The following is a 14,931-nucleotide window of genomic DNA, read 5'->3' as shown; positions in this document are numbered from 1 at the left end:
ACGTCCGCGCCCGGTCGACCCGTGCCAGTCGTGGCCGGCCGACTGCGCGGGCTCGTCCGGCGTCTGGCGCTGTTGGCGGTGGCCGTCGGGGGCGGCTTCGTCCTGGCCCTCCTGTTCCAGGGGCCGGCCAGCGCCGACGGCACGCGCGGCGGCTCCGGCGCAGAGCTTCATCGGCAGCTCGGCGCTCTGGTGGAGCCGGTCCGGCGGGTCACCGTCACCGAACGCTCCGACCCCGACCCCCGCAGCGGCGTACGCGCCGACGACCGCCGCCAGGGCGGGCGCCACGCTCCGCTGACCGGCGCGATAGCTGGTGTCGTCGGGGCACGCGACGTGCCGTCCCCGACCGCGCCCCGCCGCCCGACGGACGCGGCGCGGACCTCCGTGCCGCCGTCCCGGACGGCCACCTCCGTCCAGTCCGACGCCACGCGGCACGAACGGCCGCGCTCCTCGACCGCGGCCCGCGCGACTCATCGTCCCGCCCACCGCCCTCGCCCACCTCGATCGACGGCCGATTCCGCACGGCGGCCGGCGACCGCCGCCCCCGATCACCGAGGGCTGCCCGAAGCGCTCGTCTCGCCCGCCGTGGCGGGCCCGCTCACCCCGGTCCTGCGGCCCGCCGTCGACGTCGTGCGCGCCCTGCCGATCGCGCCCGTCGTCGCGGGGCTGCTGCGCGTCGTCGACGCGGTCCTGCTGCCCGTCGTCGACGCCGTCCTGCCGCCCGCTCTCGGCGCGGTGGTCGTACCCGCGCCGCGTTCACCGGTCGCTCCCCCGGCGCGCGATGCGACCGCCGCGTCGCCCGGCGCGACACCCGCGCCGGCCCCGCCAACTCCGCCGCCGACTCCGGCGCTGCCGCCCGTACGCGCCGCGGCGACGCCGGCACCGGTCGCACCGCCGCCGACACCCGTGGCCGCGTACCCACCTTCCATGGCCCCACCGGGCCACCTCGCCGCGCGCCCGGCGCCGCCGGCCGTGGCGGCCTACCCTCCGGGTCAGCCCGTCACCCCGGTCGACCAGGACGCCGCCGGCACCGACGAGGGCTCGACGCCCGCGCCAGGTCTGATCCGGCCGGCTCACCGGCAGTCACACCCCGGCATCGCCGCGCTCTGCCACCTCGTGCCGCTCCTGGTCGAGAGCCGAACTCCGACTGGGATCGCCCGCCCGGGCTGAGGCCGGCCGCCGACCCCCGGGCTGCTCGCCCGCGCGGTCGGTCCCACCCCGCTGGCCTGGTCAATGGTGCCCGCGCCCGCGCGCTGTGACGGCGTCGTGGGCCCATGGCCGCCCGACTTCTCGCGTACGACGATCGCGGCCGACCCGTGGACACACCGGGTTCGGTGACCGTCGTGACGTGCACCTGAGATCGGAGAAACACGGTGATCCACGTTGTTGTCGCCGAGGACATGGGTTTGCTGCGCGGAGCGCTCTGCGCCGCGCTCTCCCGTGAGGAGGACATGGAGGTGGTCGCCGACGTCGAGGGCGTCGGCGAACTGTTGACGGCGGTCCGCCGGTGCAGGCCGCAGGTGGTGGTGCTGGCGCTGACACCGGAGCTGCCCGACCCGGTGGAGGTGGTCGCCCGGATCAGCGCCGAGGCGCCGCACGCCGCCGTGTTGGCGATGAGCCCCCGGTGGAGCCCGGCGCTCGTGGAGGCGGCGCTGGCGGCCGGCGCACGCGGCCTGGTCGGCAAGGACAGCCCGCTGGTGGAGTTGGTGCGGTCGATCCGCGCGCTCGCGGCCGGGGAGCGGGCGATCGACCCGGCGGCCGCGGTGGCGGTGCTCAGTCCGTCGGAGATGCCGCTGACGCCCCGGGAGTTGGACGTGCTGCGGATGGCCGCCGAGGGTCTGCCCCTCAAGGAGATCGCCGGTCGCCTCTTCCTGGCCCACGGGACGGTGCGTAACCACCTGTCGGCGATCCTGCGCAAGATCGGGGCCCGCAACCGGTTGGAAGCGGTGTGGCACGCCCGACGCAACGGCTGGCTGTAGCCATCGGGGCGGGTCGGTCGCGGCCCGCCCCGTCGCCGTGCGGCCCCGACGGATGCGTGTTTGAATATTGACGTTGAGTGATCGTCATGCAAGCGCGGGAAGGTTCGTCGTGATCCGTACCCTGCTCGCTCTGGACGGGGCCCTGGTGCTGGGGGCGCTGTCGTTCGTCCTCGCCGCCGAGGAGGACATCCGTGTCGTGGCCGAGGTGGATCGCCGCGACGCGGTCCCCGCGGCCGTCCGGGCCCAGCGCCCGGACGTGGTGGTGGCCGACCTTGATCTTGTCGAGGAGGAGGTGCCCGGTCGCCTGGGCCTGTGCCCCATCCTGATGCTGGTCAACCCGCACCGGGCCCGCCGACTGCGGGGCATGCTCAGCCCGTCCCGGACCGTCGGCATCCTGCGCAACGACGCCGCTCCCCAGCGGGTCGTCGACGGGATCCGCCGGCTCGCCCGCCGGGAGCCCGTCCTCGACGCGGACCTCGTCGTCGCGGCCCTGCACTCGGACAGCCCGCTGACCGAGCGGGAGCGGGAGGTGTTGACGCTGACGGCGGCGGGGGCACCGGTCGTCGAGGTCGCGGCGTCGCTCGGGCTCAGCCGTGGCACCGTCCGCAACCACCTCGCTCGGATCGCCCGCAAGGTGGGTGCGCGCACCCGGGTGGAGGCGGTGCGGTTGGCGGGCGAGGCGGGCTGGATCTGACCGCCGGAGGTCAGCCCGGCCGTGTCGCCGGGGACGGCGTCACCGGCTCCTCCCAGCAGCCGACGAGCGCCCGGTAGGTGGCCGAGCGGGTCAGCAACTGCTCGTGCGTCCCCACGGCGGGCACGTCGTCGTCGAGGACCAGCACCCGATCGGCGCGCAGGACGGAGCTGATCCGGTGGGCGATCACGACGAGGCTGCCGGGCCGCCGAGCGAACGCGGCCTCGACGGTCGCCTCCAACGCCGGGTCGAGATGGCAGGTCGCCTCGTCCAGGACCGCCAGCGGGGCGGGCGCGAGCCAGGCCCGGACCGCCGCGACGAGCTGCCGCTCACCGGCGGAGAGCTGGGCCGGCACGACCGGCGCGTCCAGGCCACCCAGGCGGGTCGCCAGGGGGCGTGCGCCCAGCTCGTCGAGGGCGACCGCCAGGGTGTCGTCGTCGGCGTCGGGCCGGAGGTAGCGGAGGTTGTCGGCCAGCGTGCCGGTGAAGACGTACGCCTGCTGGGGCAGCAGCACCCGCATCCGGGCCAGGACGGCCGGCGCGGCGTCGGCGACCGGAGCACCAGCCAGGTGGACCGTGCCCTCCTGCGGCGGCACGAGCCCGGCCAGCAGGGCGGCCAGCGTGGACTTGCCCGCGCCGCTGGGTCCCACCACGGCCAGGTGATCGCCGTTGGCCAGCGTCAGCGAGAAGTTCCGCAGGATCGGCTCGGCGCTCGGGCCGTACCGGAAGGTCAGTCCCCGGACCTCGGCGGCCGGTGAGCCGCCGACCGGCCTCGACGACGGGCGCGGGCCCGGAGTCTCCCCCGTGGACGCCGGCCGGTGGGGATAGACGCGCAGGATGTTCTCCAGGGTGACCGCGTAGCGCAGCCCGCCGCCGCCGAGGCCCTGCACGAGGGTGTGCAGGGCGGGTTGCAGCCCGGTGGACACGTAGATCAGCGCCCCCAGTACCGCGCCCGCCGTCATTCCGCGCTCGACCAGCCACGGAGTGGCCACGAGCAGCACCACCAGCGGCGACCAACCGCCGATGCCGAGGCTGAGGCTACGGATCACCGCCATCCGGGCGAGGGTGCGTTCGGCGGCGGCCTGCGCCGACACCCGACGCTCCACCTCGGACGCCACCCGCGCCTGAGCGCCACAGGCCAGCACGTCGCGGTGACCGGCCAGCGCCGTCGCCGCCGAGTGGCCCAACCGCTCGCCCGCGCGGACGTACGCCCGTTGGTGCGCGACCATGGCCGGCAGCGCGGCGAGGAACACAGCCAGGCCGGCGACCAGCGGCGCGGCGGCCAGCGCCGCCGCCACCGGCGCGAGGGCGAGGAGGCCGAGCAGGGCAGCGCCGGCGGAGAAGAGGAAACCACGCGTGACCATCAGCAGGCCGGCGAAGGTGTCCCGGACGATCTCCATCTGGTGGGTCAGCCGGGTCATCGCCGCGCTGTCCGGGCGACCACCCGCGCGGGTGGCGTCCCGGAGCGCGCCCCGCACCACCTGGGCGGCCACCTCGTCGCGGAACGGCTCGACCACCGCGCCGAGGCTCCGGTACGTCCGGCCGGTCGCCGCCGCGCCGACCAGCACGGCCACGGCGAGGACGCCCAACCACGCCAGCCCGTCGACGAGACGCCCGGCCAGGAAGCCGTCGTCCACGGCACGGGCGACCAGCAGCCCGGTGAGCAGCGCCGGCAACGCCTCGACGAGCGACCACCCGCAGAGACGGGCGAGGTCGGCACGGCGGGCCCGCAGCGCCCGCCAGGTCACCCGGCGTACGGACAGCGGGGTCACGATCCACCGCCGGCCGGCTCGAACACGGCCCGGTAGTCCGGCTCGGCCCAGAGTCGCCGGTGCGGCGCCAGCGCGCGCAGCCGACCGCCGTCCAGCCAAGCGACGAGGTCGGCGCGGGCGGCCGCCGCCGCCCGGTGGGTGACCACCAGTCGGGTCCGCTCGCCGGGGCGCGCGACTATCGCTTCGGTGATCCGGTGTTCGGTCGCCGTGTCCAGGCTGGACGTGGCGTCGTCCAGGATGAGCAGCCGCTCGGCGGAGAACGCCCGGGCCAGGCCGAGGCGTTGGGTCTCACCACCGGAGAGCGGCGCGTCCACCAGCGGTGTGCGGTACCGCTCGGGCAGCCGGTCGATCACGTCGGCGACCGCCGCCAGGCGGGCCGCCCGCAGGACCGCAGGCGTGGCCGGGCGCGCGTCGTCCGGTGGCATCGCGACGGCACCCGGCAACGCCAGGCCGACCGCGTCGTGGACGGTCGTGCCGATCAGCACCGGCTGATCGAAGGCGTAGCCGACGGCTCGGCGCAGCGCCGACGCGTCGAGGTCACGCAGCGGTACGCCGTCCAGGAGCGCCGTACCGTGATCGGGGTCGTGCAGCCGTCCCGCCACGGCCGCGAGGGTCGACTTGCCGGCGCCGGACGCGCCGACGACGGCCACGGTCGCGCCGGCCGGTACGTCCAGGTCGATGCCGTCCAGAATGGGGCGGCCGTCGTCGCCGTACACGCGCACGTCCCGCAGTCGCAGGGCGCCACCACCGGGTGGTAGGGGCCGGTCGCCGCTCGTCATGGCGGGCTGTCGCAGCGGTTCGGCGACCCGGTGCGCCCCGGCGCGGCTGCGCACCAGGTGGTTGAGCGTGGCGAGGACCGCACCGAGCCCGGCGCCCATGGCCGCGTACCGGACGGCGGCGACCAGTTCACCGGGCGTGAGCCAACCGGCCGTCAGGGCGTACCCGCCGACCGCGACGACGCTCAGGTGCAGCAGCGGCGCCACGGCGGCGGTACGCGCGCTAGCCCGGGCCAGCAGCTCCCACGTACGTCGGCCGTGCCGGCCCAGCTCCGGTAGGGCCGCCAGCACACGGGCCTCCTCGCGGTGGACCGTGGCGGCGGCGGCGATGGTCCGGGCCCCGGTCAGCGACTCCAGCAGTCGGCCGGCGATGAGGCCGAGCACCCGTTGGTAGCCGGCCGTCGCGGCGGAGGCGTCGGCCACGAAGGCGCGCATGAGGACGGCGAGCAGGCCGAGGCCGGCGAGCAGGGTGATCCCCAGGATCGGTTCCAGGAGGGCGAGCGCGACGACGCTGCCGACGGGCGGCAGCACCGCCACCGCGGCCAGGACCACGGCGTTTCCGGCCTGTCCCGCGTCGGCGGACTGGCCGACCAGGCGACCGACGAGATCGCCCACCGGGTACCGGCGGGTGGTACGGACATCCAGCGCGAACAGGTGGCGCAGCAGCTGGCGGCGTAGTCCGGCGGTGGCGCGGGCGGCGCCGAACCCGCTGGCCAGGTCGGTCAGGGCGTCGACGCAGACGAGGGCGGCGACCAGGCCGCCGGCGGCCACCGCCCACCAGAGCGAGCCTCCGGAGAGGGCGGCGTCGACGGCGCGGCCCAGGGCTGCGGGAAGCAACAGTTCGGCGGCCGCGCCCAGGAGCGCGACCGCCGCGAGCCCGGCGGTCCAGCCGCCGCCAGCCAGGACCGTTCGCCGCAGCAACCGGTCCCCCGCGTCGAACGTCGACATCGCTCCTCCCGGTGCCACGCGGTCGCCCTGGGTGGGCACGTCTACCCACCCAGGGCGATCACCTTTGTGCGACGGATCAGTTGCAGGTCGTGACGGAGAGCGAGCTGTCGCCGCAGAGCAGCAGGCTCGCCCGGCTACCGCCACCCGTACGGTCGGCCGGAGCCATCTCCAGGCCCTGGAGGTCCAGAAGCGCCATGTCGTTCACCTCCCTTCCATTCCTTCGTCGATCCGGTCGCCCCCGCTGTGGCGGGGGAGTCTCTGCGCGCCCGGCAGGGGCGCGAGGAAGGGCAGCACCGGCGGGTCGTCGTCCTGCGCGCAGGTCAGCGCGTACAACACGCCGGCGGTGCCGGTGCCGAGGTCCATGGAGAGCCGGAGCAGCTGCTCACCGGGGAAGGCGGTCCCCTCCCGGTACGGCAGCGCGTGCCAGGCCAGCCGGTCCACCTGCGCGTCGAGTTCCCGGCGGTCGCCGTCGTGGACCGAGGCGGCGAGGTAGGCGATGATGCCGGCCCGGCCGGCGAAGAGCCCGGTCTGCGCGTAGAACGGTGACCGTGCCGCACGCCGGATCCCCGCGCTGGCCTGTGCGAACCCGTCGTCGTCGCGATGGCGCAGGTACTGATCGAGGACCAGTCCGATGCCGACGCTGCCGTGTGCCAGGTACGGCATGGTCCGCCAGCCCTCGTTGACCTCCAGGGCGCCGTCCGGGCGCAGCACGCACCGGCGCAGATCCTGGCGCAACGCCGTGGCGGCGTGCCCCAACAGGTCCTCGTCGCCGCTGAGCTCGTAGAGCCGCAGCAGCATCAACGCCGGTCCGGTCCGGCCGCGCAGCAGCCCGGCGTACGGGTGGCGTCCACCGCTGATGTCCGGGCCGGGATCGTCGGGCAGTTGCCCGATCACCCGCTCGGCGGCCCGCCACGCGGCGTCGCGCAGCGACACCTCCCCGGTACGGGCGGCCAGGTCGGCCAGGTTGAGCGCGATCCCGGACAGTCCGCTCGCCAGGCCGTGGTCGAGGCCGTCCAGCGGCTCACGCAGGCAGATGTCGAGCACGTCCAGCGCGTCCTGCCGGCGGCCGAGGCTCTCGAGGGCGTGGGCGACACCGTGCAGGCCGTCGTAGAAGCCGCAGCGGGTGCCGGACGGGGGCGCGGTCGCCCGTCGTACCAGCCAGTCCTCGTGCTCGGGCCACCGTCCGACGCCGCTGGTGTGCAGCGCGTACAGCACTCCCGCCGCCCCGTGGGCGAGGTTGAGGCCGCCGCTGCGGAACTGCTCGATGTCGCCGGGGAAGAGCCGGTCGGGGCGTGCCGGGGTGGCGCTGGCCAGGATGGCGGTCGCCAGCCTGTCCCGGGTGACGGGCGCGTCGTGCGCGGCCGTCACCCGCGGGCCGCCGGTGATCTCCTCGACCGCCGGGTCGAGGAAGGACCTCGGCACCGGGAAGTTCGCGGCGATGATGTCGGCCAGGTGCGCCGCCTTCGCCGGGGCGAGCCGTACCAGCTGGGTCAGCGGCAGGAACAGCGCCAACCGCAGGCATGCCAGGGCGTACCTGTCGACCGCCGGCCCGGTCCGGTCGCGGGGAGCCGCGAAGCCCTGGTTGCGCAGCCCCGGTCGGCGGTGCCCGTCGATCGGCGCGGCCACCTCGAAGTCGACGAGGGCGACCCGGTCGTCCGGACGGATCATGATGTTGAACAGGTGCAGGTCACCGTAGACCAGGCCACGTTCGTGGATCGCCGCGATGAGGGACTCGACCTGCTCGTGGACGTGCCGGGCCCAGCGGGCGTACGCCGCCCGGTCCTCGTCCGTCGCGTCGGCGTCGATCAGCGGATACCTGTCGACCAGCACCTTGTTCAACGGTCGACCCTCGATGAACTCCAGCGCGAGGAACCGGTGCTCGCCCAGGTCGAACTCGTCGTGCACCCGGGGCACCTGCGGCAGGTCGGCGAGTTGCCGCAGGGCGTCGGCCTCGCGGGCCAGCCGGGCGACGGCGTCCACGCCGTCCGCGTCCAGGCCGGCGTGCGGCCGGGCCTCCTTCAGCACGACCTCGGTGTCGGTGCGCAGGTCGCGGCCCACGTACAGGCCACCGCCGTTGGAGAAGTGGATCACCCGTTCGATCCGGTACGGCACCTGGTCGGTGCTGGTGCCGCTGCGGGCCGCGAGGTGCGGGCCGAGGAAGTCGGGCAGGGTGACCCAGGACGGCACGTGGAAGACGGGATCGCGCCGGTCCGGCACCAGCGTGCCGGAGTCGTCCTCGATCGCCGGCACCACCTGACCGTCGGGCGAGTGGCAGTAGCGGGCGGCGAAGCCGCCGTAGCGCACGTGGATCGGACCGGCGCCGTAGCGCAGGTCGCTGAGGATGTACGGCCCGGACTCGCCGGTGAGCAGCTCGTCGAGCTCCTTGCAGACCAGCTCCAGCTCCGCGTCGTCGCGCGGGTAGACGGTGACGAACTTGCCGCTGGCGGCCCGGGAGGCGTACTTGGAGTTGCGCAGCAGCAGCGTGCGGGGCCCCCGGAGGAACTTGAAGGACAGGCCCCGGGGTACGCAGTAGTCCCAGACGGTGTCCAACACGCGCTCGGCGTTCGCCAGACCCGCCGACACGTGGATCTTCCAGCCCTGCTGCGGCAGCGAACCGCCGTCCGGGGCGTAGATCAGCCAGTCGTCGAGCGGCTCACGACGCCAGCCGGTCGGGATGTCCCGCTCGGCGGCCGGAAAGACCGGCTGCGCGACGGCGCTGCCGAGCGAGTCGTAGAACAGGCGATCCGCGGCGCAGTAGCTGTCGTAGCGTTCGTCCACTGTCCCGCCGCCTCTCGATTCCGGCCGGCTGCTGTCGTCCGGCGTTGCATCGAGTCTCATCGACGGGGCCCGGTGGGCTCCAGTGCGCTTAGTCACCGACCGTGATGCGAGGTGCACACGAACTCGTGACAATAGTCAGGCACTGCCGAGGTTTGAAGAGACGGCAGGTGGGAAGCGGGCCGTCGCCCGATCCCCACCTGCCGTTGCGTACGTCGTCAGCCCAGGTACTTGTCCCACGGGCCGGTGATCGCCAGGGTCAGGCCCGGGTCCTGCATGTTGACGAACAGCACCTTGCCGTCGGCGCTGAAGGTCGGGCCGCAGAACTCCGAGTCGTTGAGCTGGTTACGGGCGATCGCGTACGTCGGCCCGCCGGGGATGGTGCTGAGCACGTGCGAGGCGCCCTTGCCGTCCTCGGCGAGCACGAGGCTCCCCCACGGGGTGACCGTCACGTTGTCCGGGCCGTCGAAGGTGATGTCGGTGTACTTGACCGGCGTCCCCTCCTCGGCGGCGGCCTGGTGCGGGAAGTACGTCACGAGCTGGATGGTCTGGTCCTTGAAGTTGTAGAACCAGACCATGCCGTCGTGCGGTGCCGCGTCGGCCGGCAGGTCGCCCTCGTCCCACGCGTAGGAGTTGACGACGTACACGCCCTCGTCGGTGCTCCAGACGCCCTCGAACTTGCGGCCACGGGTGACCTGACCGTCGGCGAACTGCTCGCGTACCGAGGTGTGCCGCGCGTCGCGGTCCGGCACCTCGATCCACCGGACCGGGAACGGGCGGCCGAGCTGGGCGGAGGTCAGGTAGGCGACGTCCGGCAGCACGGAACCGTCGTCCATGATGATCTGCATCGCGGCGAGGACGCCGGCGTCCGGCGCGAGGCGGGTCAGCACGCCGGGGCCCAGCTTCACGCCGCGCGGCGCGGACCAGCGGTAGAAGAGACCGTTGGGCTCGTCGGCGTCCTCGGAGAGGTAGACGTGGGTGCGGTCCCTGTCGATCGCCAGCGCCTCGTGGGAGTAGCGACCCAGACACTTGATCGGCCGCGGGTCGGCGCTGCCGTCGGCCCAGACCTCGAAGACGTACCCGTGGTCCTTGGCGTAGACGCCGGAGCGGTCGCCCTCCTCCCACCTGTCGCCGGCGCGGTCCTCGGTCTCCTCGCAGGTCAGCCAGGTGCCCCACGGGGTCGGGCCGCCCGCGCAGTTGGAGATGGTGCCGGAGAGGGCGACGAACTCGCCCAGGTTGCGGCCCGCGGGATCGGTTGTGATCACCGTGCAGCCACCGGCGTCGACGGCGCCCGGGTCGTAGACGGTGCCCTTGACGTGCGGTACGCCGAACTCGGCGCCCGGGTCGATCTCGTGGTTCTGGATCAGGGTGTAGCGGCCGTGTCCAGCGTCGTAGACGGCCATGCCGTCGTGGTCCGCCGGGGTCACGCCCTGACCACGGTCGAGGCGGGTGACACCGGTCCGGGTGACGATCGTGTAGCGGAAGCCCTTGGGCAGGGCCAGGATCCCCTTGGGGTCGTCCACCAGCGGCGGGAAGGGAACGCGACCACCCAGGGCCGGCGAGTGCGGTCGGGCGGGGCTGGCCTGCGCCAGGGACGGCAGGCCACCGGCGACGGCGAGGCCCACACCGGCGGCGGCGCCGCCGGCGAGGAAGGTACGACGGGAGGAAGGCACGCGGATCAGCTCCTGAGCAGGACAGTGCGACGGCCGACAGCCAACCCGCACCGGCAGACGCCGAAGCGTCAGCTGTGGGGTCCACCGGCGACATCGGGGTGAAGAAACGGCGTCACCGGGGTCGTCGCGGTGACGCCCAGCCCTGCTCGTGCAGCCGTTCGATGCCGTCCAGCAGCAGGTCGAGCGCGAACTCGAACTCGAACTGGTCATCGCAGCCCTGTCCCACGACCGACTCGTCGTCGTGGGATGCCGCGGTGGCGATCTCCGCCAGGTGCGGGAACTGGGCGGCGAACTCCGGCGGCATCGCCGCGGCGGGTTCGGGGCTGGCCGCTCCGGACCGACCGGCGCGGCGGGAGTCGTCGAACAGTTCCTGGCTGAAGCCCAGTACCCGGCTGCCCATCGTGTGCATGACGTGGTGTGCGAGGTTCGCGGAGAACCCACCGGCGCGGAGGGTGCCGACCACCGAGTCGAGGTAGGCCAGGACGGCCGGCGTCGCCATCGTCCGCGACTCGATCGCCAGCGGCGCCCAGGGGTGCCGGCGCAGCACCGCCCGCGCCGAGAGGATGCGGCGGCGGATGGCGTCCTTCCACGTGGTGTCGTGCTCGGGCGGGTCGATCTGGCCGACGACCACGTCGATCATGCCGTCGAGCAGTTCGTCCTTGTTGGCCACGTGCTTGTAGAGAGCCATCGGCACGACGCCCAGGTCCTGGGCGAGGTTGCGCATGCTGAGCGATTCGATGCCGGTCTCGTCGGCGAGCGCGACGGCCGCCCGCAGGATGCGGTCCCTGCTCAGCGGTGTGCGGCGCAGCGTCTCAGCCTGCTCGACCATCTCGTCCTCGTCCTGTCCGGCGGTTGTTGAACGATAACCACCATTGACAGGTGTACGGTGTACACCTACCGTTGGTGTACACCGTACACCTCAGGGGAGGACCGATGAAGGCGATCGTGCAGGACCGGTACGGCGGCCCGGAAACCCTCGTTCTCGGCGACGTCGCCACGCCGGCGCCCGCCCCGGACGACGTGCTCGTCCGGGTCGCGGCCGCCTCGCTCAACGCGTACGACTGGCACGCCATGCGCGGCGATCCCCGGATGGCGCGGTTGGCGATGGGCCTGTCGCGGCCTCGCGCGCGGATACGCGGCCGGGACATCGCCGGCCGCGTCGAGGCCGTCGGAGCCGACGTGCGCGACATCCGGGTGGGCGACGCGGTCTTCGGCGACCTCGGCGACGCCAACGGCGCGTTCGCCGAGTACGCGTGCGTGCCCCGGACGCAGGTCGCGCCCATGCCGACGAACCTGACGCCCCAGCAGGCGGCGGCCCTGCCGCTGGCCGGCATCACGGCGCTGATGGGACTGTGCGACGTCGGGCGGGTCGAGCCCGGTCAGCGCCTGCTCGTCAACGGCGCCTCGGGCGGCGTCGGCACCCTCGCGGTGCAACTGGGCAAGGCGCTCGGCGCGACCGTGACCGGGGTGTGCGGCACCCGCAACGTCGACCTGGTCCGCTCGCTCGGCGCCGACGACGTCGTCGACTACCGCCGGGACGACTTCGCCGACGGCTCACGCCGCCACGACGTCGTGCTCGACCTGGTCGGCAACCGCTCCCTCACCGACCTGCGGCGCGCGCTGACACCGACCGGGACGCTGGTGCTCTCCGGCGGCGGCGTGTACGGCGGTGGCAGCCTCGTCGGGCCGGTGTGGCTGATCGCGCGCGGACGACTACTCGCGCCGCTGGTCCGGCAGCGCGTCGTCACGCTCACCACGACGCCGAGCCGGCAGCACCTCGACACGCTCCGCGCCCACGTCGAGGCCGGCCGCCTCACACCGGTCGTCGACCGGACGTACCCCCTGCACGAGGTGCCCGACGCCATCCGGTACGTCGAGGGCGAACACGCGCGGGCCAAGGTCGTCATCACCATCTGACATCCGCCGCGCGACAGCGTTCGCCGGGACGGACGTCCACCAGCGTCGTGACGCCAGCGCGGCCAGACCCGCACCGGCGGCGTTGAGCAGCACATCGTCCACCGAGGACACCCGGTCGAGCCGCAGGACGTACTGCGCGGCCTCCACCAGGACCGAGCAGCCCGCCCCGAGCAGCAGAACCCGGCGCACCGAGGTCAACGCCGCGAACCGCAGCGGGGCGAAGAACCCCAGCGCCGCGAACACCAGCAGATTGCCGACGATCTGGCCCGTCGCCCTCGACGGGCCACCATCGACGACGATCGTGACCAGGTCCCGTAGCGGCACGAGGCTCACCCGACCGGTGACGACGCCGGCCGCCGACCCCGGCAGGAGGATCATCCACACCCACGGCACCGTCCCGTAGACCATGCCGACCTCGGCCACCGACTTCCGCCACGCGTGCGGGTCACCGGCGGCACGCCGACGACGCGCCAGGGCCCACACCGCCAGCGCGACCAGCGGCAGGACGACCACCGTGAGGAAGGAGACGCCGGTGAAGGTGCCGAACCAGCCGTGCCAGCCCCGGAGCATGGCTATCCGACGCCCTTCCAGTGTGTCGCCGGGGTGAGCGGCACGAGCACGGGCCGTCGCGGAGTCGTCGTCAGCTCGATCCGCCGGCCCTGCGCCGCCGACTCCAGCAGCGCGGTCATCGTCTCGAGGACGTGCAGGGCGACGTCGCCACCGGCGCGGGGCGCACGCTGGTCGTCGGCCAGGACGAAGTCGAGCAGGCCGATCCCCCGGCCGCCCTCGGCGTACCCGGCGCGCGGCTGGAGGGCACGCCACTCGTCGCCGCCGAGCGCGAAGTGGCGGACCTCGCCGTCGAAGTAGTTCGGGTCCGGTACGGCGAGCGTGCCGGTCTCCCCCTGGACCTCGATGGGCGCGGCGGTCGTCGCGATGCCGTCGAAGCTCGTGGTGATGGTGGACAGCGCGCCGTCGACGTGTTCGAGGACGCCGGTGACGTGGGTGTCCACCCGCACCGGGATGCGTTCGCCGGCGCGTGGGCCCGAACCGATGACGCGCTCGGAGCGCAGGCGGCTGGCCACCCCGACCACCGCGCGGACCGGCCCGAGCAGGTGCACGAGCGCCGAGATGTAGTACGGCCCCATGTCGAACAGGGGGCCACCGCCGGGGGTGTAGTAGAAGTCCGGGTGCGGGTGCCAGCGCTCGTGACCGGCCGTGACCATGACGGCCGTCGCGGACATCGGGCGGCCGATCAGGCCGTCGTCGATCGCCGCACGCGCCGTCTGCGTGCCCGTGCCCAGGACGGTGTCCGGCGCGCACCCGATGTGGACGCCCGCCGAGGCGGCGCGGTCGACGATCGAGCGGCCGTCCGGGAACGTCACGGCGAGCGGCTTCTCGACGTACACGTTCTTGCCGGCGTCGATCGCTGCCCGTGAGACGTCGGCGTGCGCCGCGGGGATCGTCAGGTTGAGCACCGTGTCCACGTCCGGGTGGGCGAGCAGGCGCTCGACGCTCATCGCCGCACTGCCGGGGACCGTGGCCGCCGCCGCGGCCGACCGGGACGCGTCGAGGTCGGCCAGCGCGGCGACACGCACCGCGGGGTGGTGCGCGAGAGTGTCCAGGTACGCGCGGGAGATGACCCCGAGACCTACGATGCCGACGCCGTGCGGGTCGCCCACACCATCCCCCTCTCGATGACGGTACGTACGGACGGGTGCTCCAGCACGTCGAGGTTGTGGCCCGGAGTCGTCACGACGACGCGGCCCGCGCCCCAGCGGCGGGTCCAGATCGCCGGCGAGGTGACCGGCCGGTGCCACGGATGCCACTCCCGCGTGGGGTGGGTGGTGACGGCCAGGACGTCGATGAGGTCGTCGTGCAGCACCCAGTACTGCTCGCTGACCAGGTCGAAGTCCTCGATGCCGGCGGTGATCGGGTGCTCCCGGCCGAGGTCGGTGACGCGCACGGTGTGCGGCAGGAAGTTGTCCTCCTCCCCACCGTGGCGCTCGCACGGCTCCTTGCCCGGGTGGGTGGCGAACTGGCCGCCCACCAGGTGCAGGTACTCCGCCGAGGCGCGGAACGCGTCCACGATGCCGCCATGCCAGCCGGTGAAGCCCGTGCCCGCGACGACCGCCGCGGCGAGCCCGGCGACCTGGGCCGAGGTGATCTCCGACATCGTCATGCACTGCACGATCAGGTCGGTGCCGGCCAGCTCGTCAGCGTCGGCGTAGATCTCCGTCGACTCCTCGACCCGGACCGCGTAGCCGTTGCCTTCGAGGAACGGAATGAACAACTCGGTCGCCTTGACCGGCTGGTGCCCCTCCCACCCGCCGCGGACCACAAGTGCTCTCGGCTGCGCCACCGTCGCTCCTCCCACCGTCCGTCGTCACCGGGCCGGCCGCTGCCG

The 14,931-nt window shown here is 73.9% G+C and carries 12 protein-coding genes and 1 pseudogene; 4 read left to right on the top strand and 9 right to left on the bottom strand.

Annotated features, from left to right (window positions below):
* Positions 1-21: 21 nt before the first annotated feature.
* From ACIA3K_RS21475 to ACIA3K_RS21465, 3 genes are all read left to right on the top strand, one after another.
* A complete protein-coding gene (locus tag ACIA3K_RS21475) occupies positions 22-1,167 on the top strand; it encodes a hypothetical protein (RefSeq protein ID WP_396803178.1) in 1,146 nt (381 codons plus the stop codon).
* Positions 1,168-1,370: 203 nt separating this feature from the next.
* Positions 1,371-1,976, top strand: coding sequence for a response regulator transcription factor (locus ACIA3K_RS21470; protein ID WP_357125411.1), 606 nt, complete (start codon positions 1,371-1,373; stop codon positions 1,974-1,976).
* A 109-nt stretch (positions 1,977-2,085) separates the two neighbouring features.
* Positions 2,086-2,670 (top strand): response regulator transcription factor, encoded by a 585-nt coding sequence (locus tag ACIA3K_RS21465; protein WP_396803175.1) that lies wholly within the window; start codon positions 2,086-2,088, stop codon positions 2,668-2,670.
* 10 nt (positions 2,671-2,680) lie between these two features.
* Here the strand turns inward: ACIA3K_RS21465 and ACIA3K_RS21460 are convergent, their stop codons facing one another.
* The 6 genes from ACIA3K_RS21460 to ACIA3K_RS21435 all read right to left on the bottom strand — a co-directional run bounded on the left by ACIA3K_RS21460 (position 2,681) and on the right by ACIA3K_RS21435 (position 11,439).
* Positions 2,681-4,438 (bottom strand): ATP-binding cassette domain-containing protein, encoded by a 1,758-nt coding sequence (locus ACIA3K_RS21460; RefSeq protein ID WP_396803173.1) that lies wholly within the window; start codon positions 4,436-4,438, stop codon positions 2,681-2,683.
* Entirely contained in the window at positions 4,435-6,162 is a 1,728-nt protein-coding gene (locus ACIA3K_RS21455) for an ATP-binding cassette domain-containing protein (RefSeq protein WP_396803171.1), read from the bottom strand. Before ACIA3K_RS21455 ends, ACIA3K_RS21460 begins: the two co-directional genes overlap by 4 nt.
* Positions 6,163-6,238: 76 nt before the next feature.
* Complete coding sequence (locus ACIA3K_RS21450) at positions 6,239-6,358, bottom strand: SapB/AmfS family lanthipeptide (protein WP_013734295.1); 120 nt, start codon at positions 6,356-6,358, stop codon at positions 6,239-6,241.
* Between the two features lie 5 nt (positions 6,359-6,363).
* On the bottom strand, positions 6,364-8,940 hold the full coding sequence (gene lanKC, locus ACIA3K_RS21445; RefSeq protein WP_396803169.1) for a class III lanthionine synthetase LanKC: 2,577 nt from the start codon (positions 8,938-8,940) through the stop codon (positions 6,364-6,366).
* A 215-nt stretch (positions 8,941-9,155) separates the two neighbouring features.
* Complete coding sequence (locus tag ACIA3K_RS21440) at positions 9,156-10,610, bottom strand: alkaline phosphatase PhoX (RefSeq protein ID WP_396803167.1); 1,455 nt, start codon at positions 10,608-10,610, stop codon at positions 9,156-9,158.
* 112 nt (positions 10,611-10,722) lie between these two features.
* Positions 10,723-11,439: a TetR/AcrR family transcriptional regulator gene (locus ACIA3K_RS21435; RefSeq protein WP_396803165.1), complete on the bottom strand. Its 717-nt coding sequence runs from the start codon at positions 11,437-11,439 to the stop codon at positions 10,723-10,725.
* Positions 11,440-11,543: 104 nt separating this feature from the next.
* Between ACIA3K_RS21435 and ACIA3K_RS21430 the strand changes: the two genes are divergently transcribed.
* The gene (locus tag ACIA3K_RS21430; RefSeq protein WP_396803163.1) at positions 11,544-12,527 is read left to right on the top strand and encodes an NAD(P)-dependent alcohol dehydrogenase; all 984 of its coding nucleotides are present in this window, start codon (positions 11,544-11,546) and stop codon (positions 12,525-12,527) included.
* Positions 12,528-12,590: 63 nt separating this feature from the next.
* Here ACIA3K_RS21430 and ACIA3K_RS21425 read toward each other — a convergent pair.
* From ACIA3K_RS21425 to ACIA3K_RS21415, 3 genes and pseudogenes are all read right to left on the bottom strand, one after another.
* Positions 12,591-12,905, bottom strand: a pseudogene (locus tag ACIA3K_RS21425) (VanZ family protein); the annotation flags it as partial.
* 194 nt (positions 12,906-13,099) lie between these two features.
* Entirely contained in the window at positions 13,100-14,206 is a 1,107-nt protein-coding gene (locus ACIA3K_RS21420; RefSeq protein WP_396803161.1) for a Gfo/Idh/MocA family protein, read from the bottom strand.
* Positions 14,176-14,886 carry a ThuA domain-containing protein gene (locus ACIA3K_RS21415; protein WP_396803159.1) on the bottom strand — a complete coding sequence of 237 codons (711 nt, stop codon included), beginning with the start codon at positions 14,884-14,886 and terminating at the stop codon, positions 14,176-14,178. The genes ACIA3K_RS21420 and ACIA3K_RS21415 overlap by 31 nt, the downstream gene beginning before the upstream one ends.
* Positions 14,887-14,931 lie beyond the last annotated feature (45 nt).

This window comes from Micromonospora sp. NPDC051543, from assembly GCF_044454415.1.
GTDB lineage: Bacteria > Actinomycetota > Actinomycetes > Mycobacteriales > Micromonosporaceae > Micromonospora.
This window is presented reverse-complemented; position numbering and strand designations above follow the sequence as displayed.